Origin of the sequence: Cryobacterium zongtaii (assembly GCF_002909375.1) — a bacterium.
Taxonomy (GTDB): Bacteria; Actinomycetota; Actinomycetes; order Actinomycetales; family Microbacteriaceae; genus Cryobacterium; species Cryobacterium zongtaii.
In genome coordinates this window covers 112841-128749 of the sequence record NZ_PPXD01000020.1, presented here as the reverse complement: position 1 = coordinate 128749, position 15909 = coordinate 112841, and the positions used below count along the sequence as shown (strand labels likewise).

16 protein-coding genes are annotated in these 15909 nt (G+C 67.9%); 11 read left to right on the top strand and 5 right to left on the bottom strand.

What is annotated here, in order from left to right:
• Positions 1-38: 38 nt before the first annotated feature.
• Positions 39-1421: an alpha/beta fold hydrolase gene (locus tag C3B61_RS12935; protein ID WP_208858816.1), complete on the top strand. Its 1383-nt coding sequence runs from the start codon at positions 39-41 to the stop codon at positions 1419-1421.
• A gap of 142 nt (positions 1422-1563) precedes the next feature.
• Positions 1564-2811, top strand: a complete 1248-nt coding sequence (locus C3B61_RS12930; RefSeq protein WP_244285930.1) for an amidohydrolase — start codon at positions 1564-1566, stop codon at positions 2809-2811.
• 24 nt (positions 2812-2835) lie between these two features.
• Here the strand turns inward: C3B61_RS12930 and C3B61_RS12925 are convergent, their stop codons facing one another.
• Both C3B61_RS12925 and C3B61_RS12920 read right to left on the bottom strand, forming a co-directional pair.
• Positions 2836-3522 (bottom strand): DNA alkylation repair protein, encoded by a 687-nt coding sequence (locus C3B61_RS12925; protein WP_103461067.1) that lies wholly within the window; start codon positions 3520-3522, stop codon positions 2836-2838.
• A 31-nt stretch (positions 3523-3553) separates the two neighbouring features.
• Complete coding sequence (locus C3B61_RS12920; protein ID WP_103461066.1) at positions 3554-4471, bottom strand: RNA polymerase sigma-70 factor; 918 nt, start codon at positions 4469-4471, stop codon at positions 3554-3556.
• Positions 4472-4641: 170 nt separating this feature from the next.
• Between C3B61_RS12920 and C3B61_RS12915 the strand changes: the two genes are divergently transcribed.
• Entirely contained in the window at positions 4642-5847 is a 1206-nt protein-coding gene (locus C3B61_RS12915) for an NAD(P)/FAD-dependent oxidoreductase (protein WP_103461065.1), read from the top strand.
• A 309-nt stretch (positions 5848-6156) separates the two neighbouring features.
• Here the strand turns inward: C3B61_RS12915 and C3B61_RS12910 are convergent, their stop codons facing one another.
• The gene (locus C3B61_RS12910) at positions 6157-7026 is read right to left on the bottom strand and encodes an MmyB family transcriptional regulator (RefSeq protein WP_103461064.1); all 870 of its coding nucleotides are present in this window, start codon (positions 7024-7026) and stop codon (positions 6157-6159) included.
• Positions 7027-7127: 101 nt separating this feature from the next.
• On the opposite strand from C3B61_RS12910, the gene C3B61_RS12905 reads away from it, so the two are divergent.
• Positions 7128-7874: an SDR family oxidoreductase gene (locus C3B61_RS12905; protein ID WP_103461063.1), complete on the top strand. Its 747-nt coding sequence runs from the start codon at positions 7128-7130 to the stop codon at positions 7872-7874.
• A 182-nt stretch (positions 7875-8056) separates the two neighbouring features.
• Here the strand turns inward: C3B61_RS12905 and C3B61_RS12900 are convergent, their stop codons facing one another.
• Positions 8057-8434: a hypothetical protein gene (locus tag C3B61_RS12900; RefSeq protein ID WP_103461062.1), complete on the bottom strand. Its 378-nt coding sequence runs from the start codon at positions 8432-8434 to the stop codon at positions 8057-8059.
• Positions 8435-8568: 134 nt separating this feature from the next.
• Here C3B61_RS12900 and C3B61_RS12895 point away from each other — a divergent pair, with 134 nt between their 5' ends.
• Positions 8569-9360: a hypothetical protein gene (locus tag C3B61_RS12895; RefSeq protein WP_103461061.1), complete on the top strand. Its 792-nt coding sequence runs from the start codon at positions 8569-8571 to the stop codon at positions 9358-9360.
• A gap of 107 nt (positions 9361-9467) precedes the next feature.
• On the opposite strand, the gene C3B61_RS12890 is transcribed toward C3B61_RS12895, so the two are convergent.
• Positions 9468-10745 (bottom strand): cation:proton antiporter, encoded by a 1278-nt coding sequence (locus C3B61_RS12890; protein ID WP_103461060.1) that lies wholly within the window; start codon positions 10743-10745, stop codon positions 9468-9470.
• A 269-nt stretch (positions 10746-11014) separates the two neighbouring features.
• Between C3B61_RS12890 and C3B61_RS12885 the strand changes: the two genes are divergently transcribed.
• The 6 genes from C3B61_RS12885 (at position 11015) to arfB (ending at position 15904) form a co-directional block, all read left to right on the top strand.
• Positions 11015-12313, top strand: a complete 1299-nt coding sequence (locus C3B61_RS12885) for a DUF2254 domain-containing protein (RefSeq protein ID WP_165791166.1) — start codon at positions 11015-11017, stop codon at positions 12311-12313.
• Positions 12314-12431: 118 nt separating this feature from the next.
• Positions 12432-13280, top strand: coding sequence for an endonuclease domain-containing protein (locus C3B61_RS12880; RefSeq protein WP_103461058.1), 849 nt, complete (start codon positions 12432-12434; stop codon positions 13278-13280).
• Positions 13281-13383: 103 nt separating this feature from the next.
• Positions 13384-14091 carry a histidine phosphatase family protein gene (locus tag C3B61_RS12875; RefSeq protein WP_103461057.1) on the top strand — a complete coding sequence of 236 codons (708 nt, stop codon included), beginning with the start codon at positions 13384-13386 and terminating at the stop codon, positions 14089-14091.
• 9 nt (positions 14092-14100) lie between these two features.
• Entirely contained in the window at positions 14101-14646 is a 546-nt protein-coding gene (locus C3B61_RS12870) for a DUF3090 domain-containing protein (protein ID WP_103432341.1), read from the top strand.
• A 2-nt stretch (positions 14647-14648) separates the two neighbouring features.
• Positions 14649-15416 (top strand): SCO1664 family protein, encoded by a 768-nt coding sequence (locus tag C3B61_RS12865; RefSeq protein WP_103461056.1) that lies wholly within the window; start codon positions 14649-14651, stop codon positions 15414-15416.
• Between the two features lie 65 nt (positions 15417-15481).
• Positions 15482-15904: an alternative ribosome rescue aminoacyl-tRNA hydrolase ArfB gene (arfB, locus tag C3B61_RS12860; RefSeq protein WP_103432340.1), complete on the top strand. Its 423-nt coding sequence runs from the start codon at positions 15482-15484 to the stop codon at positions 15902-15904.
• Positions 15905-15909: the final 5 nt, after the last annotated feature.

The window sequence follows — 15909 nt, the reverse complement described above, 5'->3', positions numbered from 1 at the left end:
CTCGCACCACGCCAGCAGCGCATGGAATCGAGTCCATCGTGACCACCATCCCCACCACGCCCTCGAGTCAGGACACGGACCGACCCGGTCCCGGCCTGCGGCGCCATGTGGGCTTGATCGTCCTCGGGTCGCTGGCCTTCGGACTCGTCGCCGCTCTGCTTCTGGCCGCCGCCCCGTTCATCCGGCCAGGGGAAGGCGAAGTCACCGGGGCCGTCCTCCTCGGTTTCGGACTGGGCTGGGCGGTGTTGGCCGTGCTCACCATCCGATTCACCGATCAGCCGCAGCGGTGGGCTGCGGTCCCCGCAGTAGTCCTGGGCCTGGGCGGTCTTCTTCTGGTGGTCTTCGGCTCCCCACTGCAGGAGGTGCTCAACTGGGTGTGGCCGCCCGTCGTGCTGGTGACGGCAATCTGGATGGCCATTCGGGTGCACGCGCAGCTTCGGAGCCGGAGCGGACGCTGGCTGCTGTACCCGGTGATCGCCCTGCTGGCCGTTGCCTCGATCGGCGGCGGCTACGAAACCGTGATGGAGGCGGTGGACACCCGCGCACACCCGATGGCGGGTCAGCTGGTCGACGTCGGCGGACATCGTCTGCACCTGAGCTGCACCGGCACTGGAAGCCCGACGGTCGTTCTGGAGCCGGGCGGAGGCGAAATGTCCGCCGTGCTCGGGTGGATCGAGCCGGCCGTGGCCGCGGACACGCGCGTCTGCGTCTACGACCGGGCCGGACGTGGGTGGAGCGAACCCGCGGGTGCTCCGCAGGACGCGACCCAGATCGCGACCGACCTGCACACGTTGCTGCAGCGAGGAGGGGCTGACGGACCCTACGTGCTGGCCGGCCATTCGTTTGGGGGGCTCTATGCGCAAACTTTCGCAGCCCTGTACCCCGACGAGGTGGCTGGAATGGTGTTGATCGACTCCACCGCCCCGAGTTCGACGACGGAACCGAGCGCAGCCTTCGCGGCTGCGGGGGACTCGTACAACCCGATGGGTCGCGTGTCCGCGCTGGTGTCGGCGTCGGCCCGTCTTGGCGTTGGTCGCCTGTACGGTCAGTTCGATTACGACACCCTCCCGCCGGATTCTCAGGCTCAGGCGCGCGCCAGCGTTGCGAAAGGCGGCCAACTGGGGAGCACGGTTGAGGAGTATCTCCTGGCCAATTCCTCGATGGAGCAGGCCGGCACCCTGGTGAGCTTCGCCGACAAGCCTCTGGTCGTTCTGGAAGCAGGTAGCGGTAGCGCTTCCGACTGGCCCGCAAAACAGGCGGCCATGGCCTCCTTGTCGACGAACAGCTCACACCGCGTCGTCGACGGTGCCACCCACGCATCCCTGGTCTCGGACGAAGCCGATGCTGCCGCGACGACCCAGGCGATCCTCGACGTGGTCACGGCGGTCCGAACCACAGCACCGCTGCCCGGTGCTGGCTAGGCCCGTCGCTTGGGGCCGGGATTGACAGTCCGGGGCGGTGAACGGCGCGATCGCTTGGGCCGCGGCGGTGTTGCGCGTGGCCTTTCGATCGGTGTCGAGCGGCGCTAAATTGAACGCGAAATCCGCGACGAAAGAAGCAGACGTGATTACCGTGAATGAGAATCTGACCGCCGATTCGGCCCTCGCCGACTTCTACAAAGATCTGCACTCTCACCCCGAACTCGGTTTCCAGGAACATCGCACCGCCGAGATCGTCGCGAAACGCCTGACAACACTCGGGTTCGAGGTCGCCACCGGCATCGGTGGCACCGGAGTGGCCGGTGTCCTGGAAAACGGCGCGGGCCCCACCGCGCTGTTGCGCGCCGACATGGACGCGTTGCCGGTCCGGGAAGACACCGGGCTCGACTATGCCAGTACCGTGACCGCACCCAACGCGAACGGCACGCTTGTCCCCGTGGCCCACGCCTGCGGGCACGACCTCCACACGACCTGCCTGGTCGGTGCAGCCGAGGTCCTGTCCTCCGACCGGTCGAGCTGGTCGGGCACGCTGGTCGTGGTCTTCCAACCCGCCGAGGAACTCGGCGCGGGCGCCCAGGCCATGGTCGACGACGGACTCTACGAGAAGGTTCCCAAGCCCGACATCGTGCTGGGACAGCATGTGGCCCCGTTGCCGGCCGGCAAGATAGCCGGGCACGCCGGTGCGTCGTATGCGGGGTCGGACTCCCTGCGCGTTCGTCTTGTCGGCGAGGGAGCACACGGCTCGATGCCTCAGAACTCGATCGACCCGGTGGTGATGGCGGCGGCGACCGTGCTTCGCCTGCAGACCATCGTCTCGCGGGAGATTCCGAGCACCGACACTGCGGTGCTCACCGTCGGTTCGATCCATGCCGGCGATGCGGCCAATGTGATTCCCGGCGAGGCCGAGCTGCAGTTGAACATCCGCAGCTACACCAACGGGGTGCGTCAACACATCCTCGACAGCGTTGACCGCATCGCCAAGGGCGAGGCGCAGGCGGCAGGCGCTCCGGAAGAACCGACGATCACCGAGATCGAGCGATTCCCCATCGTGGTCAACGATGCGGATGCGCTGGGGAAGACACTTCACGCCTTCGCCGAGTGGCTCGGACCTGACCAGATTCTTGACCCGGGTGCCGGCGCCGGCAGCGAGGATGTCGGAATCCTCGCGACCAGCGCGGATGCCCCGTTGTCGTACTGGCTCCTCGGCGGCACCGACCCCAAGCTGTTCACCACCGGGGACATGACCGACCCGGCCCTGCGCACAGTTCCGTCGAATCATTCCCCGCATTACGCTCCGGTCATCGACCCGACTCTCGCGATCGGGGTGACGGCGCTGGTCACCGCAGCGCGAACCTGGCTGCCGACGGGTTGACTCGTGGCTCGAAGCCGACTGTCGTCAGGCCTTCTGGCGGCTGACCATCTCGGTGATCCAGACGGGTGCGAACGGTGAGGTGCAGCCAGGGGGAGTCGGGTAGTCCTTGAGTACCTCCAGGCGCTCGCCGATGGCCAGGGCGCGAGCGCGGTGCTCGGGATGCTCGATCCCGATCTGCGCCAGGCAGTGGTTCATCGCCCACTGCAGGCGCTCCGGCGCATCCTTCATCTCGGCCTCGATGAGCTCGAGCAGCCCATCCAGGTCGAGGCCCTCGGGGGACTTGGCCACCCGCTCGGTGGTCAGCGCCCAACCGGCGCTGGCGACCACGGGGTCGGTGTCGGCGAACCAAAGCACGCGCAGCTCCTCGACGTGCGAGTTCTTCTTCACCACATAGTTCACGAGCCAGTCCTGCACCTTGGGTGTGCCGGCTTCGCGCAGCATGGCATCCAACTCATCCCGCTCGAACGCCTTCGGCCGGCAGATCAGCAGGGCGAGCAGCCGCGCCGCGGTGTCCCCGGTCGCCCACAGGTCCCGTGAAAACTCCGGCTGGGTCTTGATCCGTTTGGCGACCGCGCGCAGTTTGGTGAGGTTCACGCCGTGGTCGTCACCGTGGTTGGCGTTCACCGCGCGGATCTGCGGATCCTCAAGGGCGGCCAACTCTGCCATCACTTCGGCCACTGCCGGCGTCACTGCCGATGTCGTCTGGGCCATGGCGGTCTCCTTTCCATCGCGTGCTGTCAGCCTACGACGGGTGCCTCTCGAGTGGGACGTCGCGCACGGCGCCGAGCTTCACCGGGTTCATGATGAAGAAGATCCGGTCGATACCGCGGGTGCTGACCCCAATGGCCCCGACGAGGAACGGCTCGCCATCCATTCGAAGCACGAAGGCGTCGGAGCCGTTGACTGCGGCGACATGGAGCTCGACATGCATCTGTAGTTTCTGAACCGTGCCGAGAAGGAACCGTGCCACGTGGTCGCGACCTTCGACCGGCCGGCGCGCGGCGGTGACGTTCCCACCACCGTCCGAGTACAGGACGATGTCGTCGGCGAGCAGAGTCTGCAGGCCCTCCAGGTCGCCGGCTTGAGCGGCGGCGAGGAAGGAGCGGAGCAGACGGTTCTTCTGCGCGACGGTTACGCGGTTGTCGCTGTGCTCCTTGAGGTGCAGGCGGGCACGCCGGGCGAGCTGGCGGGCGTTGGCCTCCGTGGTCTCAACGACCGCGGCGATCTCACCGAACGTGTAGCCGAAGGCCTCGTGGAGCAGATAGACGGCGCGCTCCTGTGGCGTCAGTCGTTCCATCAGCAACAGGAGCCCGACTTCGAGGGCCTCCGTGTTCTCCGCTCCCAGTTCCGGATCGGCGCCGGTGAACACCGGTTCCGGCAGCCACGGGCCGATGTAGGTCTCCCGACGCATGCGCGACGACGCCGCCACGTTGATCGTGAGGCGGGTCGTCATCGTCGTCAAAAATGCAGGATGGCTGCGGATGCCCGAGCGGTCGGTCGTCTGCCACTTGACCCAGGCGTCCTGCACGACATCCTCTGCTTCCACTGCGCTGCCGAGCATGCGGTAGGCGATGCCGAAAAGCCGGGGGCGCATCGACTCAAACCCGGCCGCCAGCTCATCCATTTCTGCTGCGGTAACGTCGCGACTGGGAACTCCCATCGGCATCCTCTGTTCGGTTCTGCTCGGTGTGCGATCCGGCATCAACTTACCGCTACACCGTTTCCAATGCTGATTCGTGACAGGCCCCGCGCGAGTGCCGCCAGGTGTCACGTTTCGGCGGAGGTGGCGGTCATTACTTGTGACCCGCCCGTTTTCGAGAAAGAGACCGCATGAGCACACGTTCCGAGCACAGGGTTGTCGTCATCGGGGCCGGCTATGCCGGAATCCTCGCGGCAAACCGGGTGCAAGCGTCCTTGACGGCTGCCGAGGGCCGCCGGGTGCGCGTCGCAGTGGTGAATCCCCGCACCGACTTCATCGAACGCGTGCGCCTGCACGAAGTGGCCGCAGGGGTGCGCATGAGCGCCGCGATTCCACTGGACGACATGCTGCACGACCGCATCGAGATCGTCCTGGGCACGGTGCTCCGGATCGACGCTCCTGCCCGGGTGCTCTCCGTCGCTACGAGCAGTGGGATCACGAGCGAACCCTATGACACCCTGGTCTACGCCGTGGGGAGCACGGCCGCGCTCGGAGTACCCGGTGCGGACGAGTTCGCTCACCTGCTCAGCAACGCTGACGGGGCGGAGACCGCGCGCCTTGCGCTTGCCACCGGCCCGGACAGCCAGCGCATTGTCGTGGTCGGGGGCGGGGCGACGGGTGTGGAGGCCGCCGCTGAGTTCGCGGAACAGCACCCGACAGCGTCGGTCACCCTGGTGTCGAGAGGCGCCGTGCTCGCCCATCTCCCCGCGGCCTCCCGCAAGTCCGTCCTCCGTTCACTGAAGAAGCTCGGAGTCAACGTGATGGAGGGGAGCGGCGCCAGCCGGGTCCAGGCCGACGCCGTTGAACTCCTTGACGGCACGCTTCTTCCCAGCGACGTCACCGTCTGGACCGCCTCTTTCGCTGTCCCCGACCTTGCCCGACGCAGCGGGCTCGACGTCGACCCGATCGGCCGGTTGCTGGTCGACGAGGAACTCCGTTCGCTTGCGTACCCTGAAATCTTCGGTGCCGGCGACGCCGTGCACCCGCCGTCCTCCGTGGGTTCTCACCTGCGGATGGGGTGCGCCATCGCCATGCCCCTTGGCGGCCACGCGGCAGACAACGTTCTGGCAGTTCTGCGCGGTGGGGGCCTGACGAAGCTCGATGTCGGTTTCAGCGCTCAGTGCATCAGCATCGGGCGGAAGAGGGCGATCATCCAGCTCCTCACTAAGGCGGACCGGCCTCGGGCGATTCGCATCACCGGCCGGGCCGGAGCGATGGTGAAGGAATTCGTCTGCGCATACCTCGCGACCGGTTCGCCCCGACGAGAGCGGACCCGACCCGGATCGTTGATGCTGGCCTCTGGCCCGAAGAGGATGCCCGTCGACCTCAGGAACTAGTCCCGTGCGTAAGGTTGGTCCGCCGTCGGGCCAACCGGGGACTCGGCGGCGGGCGGGACCAGTCGCGGTCTGCTTGGCGCAACCTCGGACAAAGCCGCCTGAAACCCTGTGCTTCCGCTCTTACCTCACGACTCGACCGGGCCTCCTGTTGGCGATGACGGTACGCGCGGTGGCGGGGTTTTGACACCGGCCGGTCCATGTCGGCGTCGGCAGAGAGCACGACTGCATCTCCTATGGCCCCTTGCGCCCTCCACATCGGGTGCACCCGGCCATACAGGGCGCAGTAGCACCAACGAGCTCACGAAACCACTACTCGGGGGCTGGCCCGCGGGTCACGGGAGCCGGCGCGAAGCGCTGATGGCCGAGCACGGCCAGGAGCGCCAGCTTCTCGGCGGCCTCGCTCCGCGGCGCCGCGGTGAGGATGAGCAACGCCTGACCACGGTCCTCGGTGAGGAGCGTCTGGCAGTCGAGTTCAATCGGACCCAGTTCCGGGTGGATCAGCGTCTTGTGGTCCTGGAAGCGGGTGGCCACATCCTGCAGTTCCCAGATTTCGGTGAATTCTGCGCTCACCCGGCTCAGCTCTCGCACCAACGCACCCGCTCGCGAGCGCTGACCCGCCGCGCCGAAGGCCGCACGGAGGCCGGCCACCTGGGCCCGGCTCTGCCGCTGCCGGTCGGCAAACGGGTAGATCTCCCGATCGGTGGGGTCGGTGAACCACCGGTAGACGCTGCTGCGAGCCAGCCCGGTGTGCCGGGAGTGGTCGCCGAGAAGCGCCGCGCCCAGCCAGTTCTGCGCCAGAGTCTCACCGAGGCTGGAAAGGATCAACGCCGGGGTCTCCTCGAGCCGGTCGAAGACCCGCATCAGGGAGGGGGCAACGTGCGTGTCCAGTGGCGTGCGCGCCGGCACGTTGTGGTCGGCGAGGCGGTACAGGTAATCCCGCTCGTCGTTGCTCAGGCGCAGCGCCCGGGCCAGGGCCGCCAACATCTGTTCGGATGGTTGCGGGCTGCGGGCCTGCTCCATCCGCACGTAGTAGTCCGCGGACATCCCGGCCAACGCGGCGACCTCCTCGCGGCGTAACCCGGGGACCAATCGACGCGGTCCAGCGGGGAGGCCGACGTCCTCAGGGCGGAGCCCGCTCCGGCGGGAGCGGAGAAAATCGGCGAGAGCAGGTTGGTCCATGCGTCCATCATCCGCCACCGACGCGCCGCTCTCCAGGGACCGGCAGTCCTACGACAACGGCTCCTCTCCCGCATCCGGTCGCCGCCGCACACACTCGAGTCATGAACATCACCGGAAACACCATTTTCATCCCCGGCGCCACCTCGGGTATCGGACTCGCCCTGGCCCTGCGATTGCGGGCCGCCGGCAATACCGTCGTGATCGGCGGGCGCCGCGCCGACGTGTTGCAGCGCCTCGCCGCCGAGCACGGGCTGTCCGGCGTCACCATCGACACCACCGACCCCGCCTCCGTGCTGGCCGCCCGCGACCAGATTCTGGCCGAGCACAGCGACCTGAACGTACTCATCGCCATGGCCGGGGTGATGAACGCCGAGGATGTGCGCGGTGCTGGTTTCCTGGCCGTAGCTGAACGCATCGTCGAGACCAACATCAACGGGCCGCTGCGGCTGGTCGCCGCATTCATCGAGCACCTGCAGACCCGCCCAGACGCCACCCTGATGACGGTCTCGTCAGGGCTCGCCTTCACCCCGCTGGCCTTTACCCCCACCTACAACGGCACCAAGGCCTTCATCCACCAGTACAGCGAGACCATTCGGATGCAGCTGGCCGGAACATCCGTGCAGGTCATTGAGCTCGTTCCGCCGGCCGTGCAGACCGAACTGATGGCCGGCAACTCGGTGAACGAGCACTTCATGCCTCTGGACGCCTTCGCCGACGAGGTTATGGCTCTTCTGGAAGCGCAGCCCGACGCGCAGGAGATTCTCGTTGATACCGTGAAGTTCCTGCGGTTCGCGGAGGTCGAGGGGCGCTACGCCGCCACCATTGCGGCGCTGAACCCCGCCGCGTGACAGGGCAGCGCTCACTGCACCTCCTACGGGCGGCCGCGCCCGCTATAGCGGTAGCGGTCGCCGACAGGGGGCGCAGTGAGCGCCGCGCACGCCCCGCACAAGGCCCAGCGATGGATGCGCCGGGTCAGGCGGAGATCGCGAGATCTTGAGTGATGCTCGGCGAATCGCCGGCGTAGACCGGCTCAACTCGGGGCGGCACCTCTGAGCGCGCGGATGATCTGCGCGAGCGCCAACCCGGCGGCCGCCACCACGGGCACGGTTACCACCATCAGGGCGATTCGGTTGGGCCGGAATTCCAGCCCGTCGGGTCCGCCGACATAGGCGCCGATCGGCACCGCGTAGCCGCCACCGCCGCCGCCGCTGCCTTCCCCGACGCCCATGCCGCCTGGGCCGAAGCCGCCGTCGGGCATCTCGCTGGAGCCCTCGCCGCCGCCGAAGCCGAAGCCGACGAGCGCGACGGGGATCAGGTCGTGCCCGCCCAGCGTGGTCTTCTCGCCGTACGCCAGTTTCGCGCCCCAGGAGGGCACCGATTCCGCTAGTTTCTCGATGAGGTTCGCCATGGAGCGACCGTACGCGGGTTTGCGCCGATCGGATAGCTGCCACCTGCCGGTAGGCTGCGAATGCCCAGGCAGGGCGGAGCGGGCCGTGACGAGTACAGATGAGAAAAGAGCCGACGTTGGGGGAGAAAACGGCAGTGAAGGGTGGGGCATTCCGGCGCGAGAACTGGTTTCTCATCGCGGCAATCGGGTTGCTGCTGAGCCCGGCCCTCTTCGACCTGCGCTGGCTGCGAGACGCGACCGCGGACTTCGGCAATTCCCGGGACGCGCTGTACGGCGTTGTCGGTGCGTTCGTGACGGCCGGCCTCGTCAATTCGTGGAGCAAGAGACGTGCCGAGACGCGGGACAGGCTGCGCTACGACGGGATGTCGAAGGTGGCGTTTCGCAGTCTCGCCCAGACCGTGAACGATGTGGGACGGATGCTCCTCGCCCCTGTCGTCGGAGCCGATCTCTATGCCGCTGGAATTCCCGGGTTCACCCCGGAGCATCATGAGGAGAATCTGGCGAATCTCCGCGCCCTGTCGATACAGCCCGACTTCGCGCCGAAAAGCGGCGTCTGGGACGACGCCGTGAGTCGTGACAAGGTGACGGCGAACCTGATGGCGCTCTGTGCGCAACACGGGTTCCCGCAACACATGTTTCGCACCACATCGGCTGCCCGGCGGCGCCTGCAAACGGCCATGGCTGATTGGGCGCCCGTGATGGTGGCCGTGCCGGGAGCGAACGAACACCTGGCCCGTGGCTGGCCGCTGGCGGACCAGATCGTTCTGTTGCTCGAGTCCTGGCGCCACCTGATGACGGCAGACGCAGCGGCTACCGTCTCCCAGAGCGACCTCGACCGGGTGGCAGAGGACTACGCCGAGACAATTCGCCAGTACCAAGCCTGGATTCAGGAGCTGATTCCGTTGGCCGGCCTGCCCGCTCGCTGACGGCCCACCGCTCGCCGATACTCGTTGACAAGCCGGTGAGGTTTCATCGGCGACCGCATCGCCGACCTCCTCGGCCGCATGACGGTGGAGGAAAAAGTGGGGCCCTGCTAGGCGTCGTGGGCACCGGGGAGGTGGCGTCGGCGGCGGGACATCGTCGCCTGCACCGCCTCCGCTGCGCCCGGATGTTGCGCACTGTGCGCCGTGTACCAGCGGTGGTAGGCGGCGACCAGCGGAACCGACGTGAGGCCGTGCAGGATCACGCTCAGCGCGACGGTGACAAAAACCGTCGTGAGCACGACGTCCCCCTCGGGCACACCACGCTCGAAGGCGAGAAGCGCGAACACCAGCGAAGCCAGCCCGCGCGGACCGAACCAGCCGATGAACGCCACCGTGGGCCGTTTCAGCCCCTGACCGGCGAGGGCGATCGTGACCGGGATCATCCGTACCAGCGTCAGGCTGAGCGCGGCGTAGAGGACGACCTGCCAGGTGATGTACGGGAGGGCCAGGGTGAGGGCCAGCGCGCCGAACCCGATCCAGGTGACGGCGGCGAGGAAGCCGCCAGAGTCCTCGGCCAGCAAGGTGACGGCCGACCCGCGCGTGCCGGAGAACCTGCCGAACACGAGGCCGCCCACGAAGGCGGCGATGAATCCGCTGCCACCGAGTGTCACGGCGATGGTGAACGCCAGCAGCGCCGCCGCCAGGGGAACGATCTGGCGCCACTCCCGGCCGATCCAGTCCCGGTGGTCGGCGGCGCGGAACAGCAGCCCGCCCAGCAAACCGGCGACCAAGCCCCCGATGAGCCCCCAACCGATCTGGGCGGCCATGCTGCTGATCACCGCCGAGGGCACGTCGGTCTCCAGCTCAGCGTTGGCGATCGCGAGTGTGACCAGGAAGAACGGCACGGCGAGGCCGTCGTTGAGTCCGCTCTCCACGTCGAGGGACTGCCTCACCCGCCCGGGGACGGCCGGGTCGGACACGACCTTCTGGCCCAACGCCGCATCCGTGGAGGCCAGCATCGTGGCCAGCAGCACCACGGAGGCCAGCGCCATGTCGGGGAAGACGAGCGCACCGACCACAGATCCGGCGATCATGGTGAGCGGCAGCCCGATCAGCAGCAGGCGGGTCGGCACGGAGAGCTCTCGCCGGAGCGCCCGCAGGTCGATGCGGGAGGCGTCGCTGAAGAGGAGCAGCACCAATGCGATCTCGGCCACAAGCTCGGCGACCTCGGATTCCACGGCAATGTCGAGCCAGCCGAGCGCCGACGTGCCGACGAGGAAACCCACGACGGTGAAGAAGAGGGCCGACGTGATGCCCCGTCGATCCAACGGCCTCGAGAACACACTCCAGATGACGATGATCGCCAGCACCGTTGTGGCCGCAACCATCCGAACCCTGCTCTCGATCGTGGCGCCTGCATCTGGCTGCCCTGCACCACGTCTACACCCGAATGCGCCTGGTTCCTAGATATTGGGCGGGCACCGAGACCGCCCGTTTCGGGCTTACGACGGCCGGAATCCCGATCAGACCTGGTTGCTATGCTGACCGGACGTGCACCGAAGAACCGACCCGGCGGGAGTGTTTTGTGGCTGAGATGCGGGGTTCAGGCGGTGGTCGAGCCCGGTGGGCGCGCCTGACCGAGTCGGTGGAATCACGGTTGTGGCCGCTTCCGGTGGCGGCGGTTCTACTGGCCGTGGTGCTGGGGCTCGTGCTTCCGCGCCTTGACCTGCTCATCGACGCGGAACTGCCCACCGCCGTGGACTCGGTGATATTCAACGGGGGAGCAGAGACGGCCCGGTCGGTGCTGTCGTCGATCGCCGGCTCGTTGATCACGGCGACGTCGCTGACGTTCTCTCTCACGGTGGTGGCGTTGCAGCTGGCCAGCAGCCAGGCGTCGCCCCGCGTGTTGCGGTTGTTCGCCAGGGACCGGCAGGTGCACGCGACGCTGGCTGTTTTCCTCGGCACCTTCGCATACTCGATCACGGTGCTGCGGTCGGTGCGAGCGACGACGGATGACGCCGCCGAGTTCGTTCCCCGGGTCGCCGTGACGACGGCGTTCGTGCTCACCCTGGTGAGCGTCATCATGCTGGTCTTCTTCCTCGCCCACCTAGCCGCCCAGCTGCGGGTGGAGACGATGCTGAAGGACATCCACGCCGAAACGAACCGCACCATCGACCTCGTCGGTGCCGGCAATGAGGCCGCTCAGGCGTATACCTCGCCGATGCAGATCCCGGTCGGGACGCACACCGTCACGGCGGCGGTGAGCGGTTTCATCACCGGCCGCGACCACGCGGCGCTGGTGGCCTACGCCGCCCCGCACTCGCTCGTCTTCCAGGAGGTCAGGCGGGTCGGGGAAAACGTCGTCGCCGGCACGCCACTGATGGTGTGGTGGCCGGTCGGGGACGGTACGGACCCGCCGGACGCGGACGACGTGGCGGATGCGGTGCGCGGCGCGTACTCAATTGCCTACGAACGCACCGCGGCGCAGGACATCGACTACGGGGTGCAGCAGATCGTGGACATCGGCGTGCGCGCGCTGTCGCCGGGCATCAACGACCCGACCACCGCCGTGAACGCCCTCGGGCACCTCAGCGCGATCGTCGCCAGCACGCTCCAGATGCCGGCGCTTCCCAGCGCCCTCGCCGATGCGGACGGGAACCTGCGGGTGGTGACGGCTACCCGCACAGCGGCAGACACTATCCATGATGCGCTGTCCCCGATGCGGCATTACGGCGCCAACGACCCCTCGGTGGTGAGAAGGTTTCTGCAACTGGTCAGCGATCTGGCTTACACCTGCTCGGCCGGGGAGGTGCAGACGGCCCTTCAGCAGCAGCTGGCCGCTCTGGACCTGCAACTGCAGGCACAGGGCGACGATCCCGCCTCGGTCAGAGAGATGCGCGCCGCTGTCGCCGAGGTCACGGCGCGCATCGCCGACTCGCCCGTCCGCGCGACCTAGACGGAACACCGCATCCTTCGGCGCCATGCCGTGTTGTGCACAGGGGCGCGACGGGGCGAGTTCTCGACAGCCGAGATCGTTTCTGCGTGGGAGCTGATGCCGCCACGACACTATACGGATGGACCTCGGCATCTGGCTCGCCCGGCACCACGGCGTTGCGCACTCAGCTCAGGCACTGCGTGCGGGGTTCACTCGATACTCGATCAGGCAGAGCATCGCCGGCGGCGAGTGCGAACGCATCCGCCGTGATTGGCTCGCTCTGCCGACGGCTCCAGCCGATCTGCGCGCCGCGGCTGCGCTCGGCGGGCGGGTGGCGTGCCTCAGCGTTGCCCGGCAGCTTGAGCTGTGGCACCTCTCTGACGGGATGAACCACGTCAGCATGCCGAGAAACACGGCGGTGCCGGCATCCGAAACCCTGCGGGTGCACTGGAGTATCGGACCGGTACCGGTTGCCCGATTCGCACTTGTGGAACCTATCGAGAACGCCCTCGTGCACATCGCCGAGTGCCAACCGTTCGAGAACGCTCTCGTCGTCTGGGACTCCGCTTTGAACAAGAAGCTCGTGACCCAGGCCTCGCTCGCGAGGCTGCACCTGCGCAGTGCCGCGGCCCGTGCCGTGCGGGAGGTCGCGTCGGGGTTGGCCGATTCGGCCCTGGAGACGCTGCCCGTTTCCCGGCTCGCGGCCATCGGCATCCGGGTCAGCCAGCAGGTCATGCTGGCGGGGCACCGCGTCGATGGTCTGATCGGGCAGCGGCTCGTGCTGCAGAGCGATGGCTTCAGCTTTCACTCATCTGCCGAGCAGCGGCGGGCAGACATCGCGCACGATCGGAGGCTCGCCCTCCTCGGTTTCACGGTTCTGCGCTACGACTACCGGCAGATCCTCTTCGACTGGCCACGGGTCGAGGCGGAGATCCTCCACGCCATGGCCCAGGGTCTTCACCTCGCCCCGACGCAAGTTAGGAAATAGTGAGATCAATAGGATGCTTTGGGCTATTGCGTCCTATAAACCTCACGAAGTCCTCATAAGCGTGCGATCACTCGGGGCCCGGCTGGCTGTCTAGGCTGTAGCCATGGCCACAGTCATCCTCGTGCGGCACGGCCGCACCACCGCAAACGCCACCGGGCTGCTGGCCGGACGCACCGCCGGCGTTCTGCTCGACCAGATCGGCCGAGACCAAGCGGTCGTCACGGGGGAGCGGCTCGCCGCGGTGCCGCTGGTCGGGGTGGTCTCCAGCCCCCTGGAACGCTGCCGCGAAACCGCGCAGCACATCATCGACCGCCAGAGCGGCACGCTGCTGACGCCGATCGAAGACGAACTCTCCGAGTGCGACTACGGCGACTGGCAGGGCCGCACCCTCCAGGACCTGTCGGCCGAGAAGCTCTGGTCGGTGGTGCAGACCCAGCCGTCCGCCGTGACCTTCCCGAACGGGGAAGCGATGGCAGCGATGCAGGCCAGGTCGGTCGCCGCGATCCGCCGCCTGGACGCCGCATTCGAGGCGGAACACGGACCCGGCGCGGTCTGGGTGGCGGTGAGCCACGGTGACATCATCAAGTCGATCCTGGCCGACGCCTTCGGCATGCACCTGGACCTGTTCCAGCGGATCAACGTGGGTCCGGCATCCGTCTCGATCGTGCGGTACGGCAGCAGCCGGCCGACCGTGCACGCCACCAATACCGACGCCGGGGACCTGTCCTGGCTCGCGGCGAGCGCCCCCACGGCGGACGCCCCGGTCGGCGGTGGGGCGGGTCATCAGGCTCCGCACGCATCGCGCGCCTAAAATACTCGCATGCCTACAATCGTCCATGAGTTCGCCTGGCCGGATCGGGTCGTCGTCGGCACCGTCGGTCTGCCCGGCTCCCGCACCTTCTACCTGCAGGTGCGCACCGGCGCCCAGATCGTCAGCATCGCCCTGGAGAAACAACAATCCGCGCTGCTCGCCGAGAAGATCGACGAGATACTCGACCAGCTGATCGCCTACGAGGGCAACCCGTTCAGCATCCCCACCGGCACCCCCATCGAACTGGTCGACAACGACCCGTTGGAGCCCGTCGACGAGGAATTCCGCACCGGCTCGATGAGCCTGGGCTGGGACCCGACGACGGTGCAGATCGTGCTCGAGGCCTTCCCGATCGTGGACGAAGACGACGACGAGCTGCTCGATGTCGCTGCCGTCGAACCGGCCGAAATGCTGCTGGTGCGGATGCCCGTCGGCACCGCACGGGCGTTCGCCACACGTACCCGCGAGGTGGTGGGCGCCGGCCGACCCATCTGCCCGCTGTGCGGCTATCCCATCGACGCAGACGGGCACACCTGCACCCTCCCCGGCGCGTGAACATGCCGGACGCCGACCTCGTCGACGGTGACCTCGAACTCACCGGGCGGATCACGACGGCGTCCAACGCGACGTTCCTAGGCAGCATCGACGGCGTCACGGTGGTTTACAAGCCGATCGCGGGGGAGAACCCGCTGTGGGACTTCCCCGACGGCAACCTGGCCAGCCGGGAGGCGGCGGCGTACCTGGTCTCGGAGGCGTTCGGTTGGAACGTCGTGCCCCGCACCTGGCTGCGCGACGGCCCGATGGGCCCCGGCATGGCGCAGCTCTGGCAGGAACGGGACCCCGGCCAGGACGCCGTGGACCTGATCCCGGCCGAGACCATGCCTGAGCAGGGCTGGCGGCACGTGCTCGACGGCCAGGACGAGCGGGACCGGCTGGTGTCACTCATCCATGAGGACTCCGTGGCGCTGCGCCGGATGGCCGTGTTCGACATCATCGTGAACAATGCCGACCGCAAGGGAGACCACATCCTGGCCATGCCCGACGGGCACCGGCACGGCGTCGACCACGGGCTCACCTTCCACGCCGACCACAAGCTGCGCACCGTGCTCTGGGGCTGGCTGGGCGAGGAGCTCAGCATCGACGAGCTGGCCGGGATCGACAGGGTCAGCGCCGATCTCACCGTCGGGCTCGGGCACGAACTCGCCGGCCTGCTCACTCCCGCCGAGATCGTCGCCCTCGCTGCCCGCTGCGACCGGCTGCGCACCGAAGGCCGCTTCCCGGCCCCTGAGGGCCGGATGCCCGCGGTGCCCTGGCCGCTGTTCTGACGGTCCCGGCCACCGATTCCCGCAGAACGGCGCCGACCGCGCCCACATCGTGGGACCCTTGAAGCATGGATCTCGAGGTATCGCCCACGCTCACGATTCCGGCGACGGAACTCGGGTGGCGGTTCTCCCGGTCGTCCGGCCCCGGCGGGCAACACGTGAACACCTCGGACAGCCGCGTGCAGGTGTCCTGGAGCGTCGTCGAGTCTGCGGTTCTCACCGACGAGCAGCGGATGCTGCTGCTCACCCGACTCGACCGGCGTCTGATCAACGGGGTGGTCACCATGGCCGCCTCCGAACAGCGTTCCCAACTGCGCAATCGTGAGATCGCGCTGACGAAGCTCGCGGAACTCGTGGCCGCGGGCCTGGCACCCGACGGGCCCAGCCGCCGGGCGACCAAACCCACCCGGGGTTCCGGCCGCCGGCACCTCGCCGCCAAGCAGCAGCGCTCGGCGACGAAAGCGCAACGGCAGCGGCCGTCCGCTGAGTAACGCAG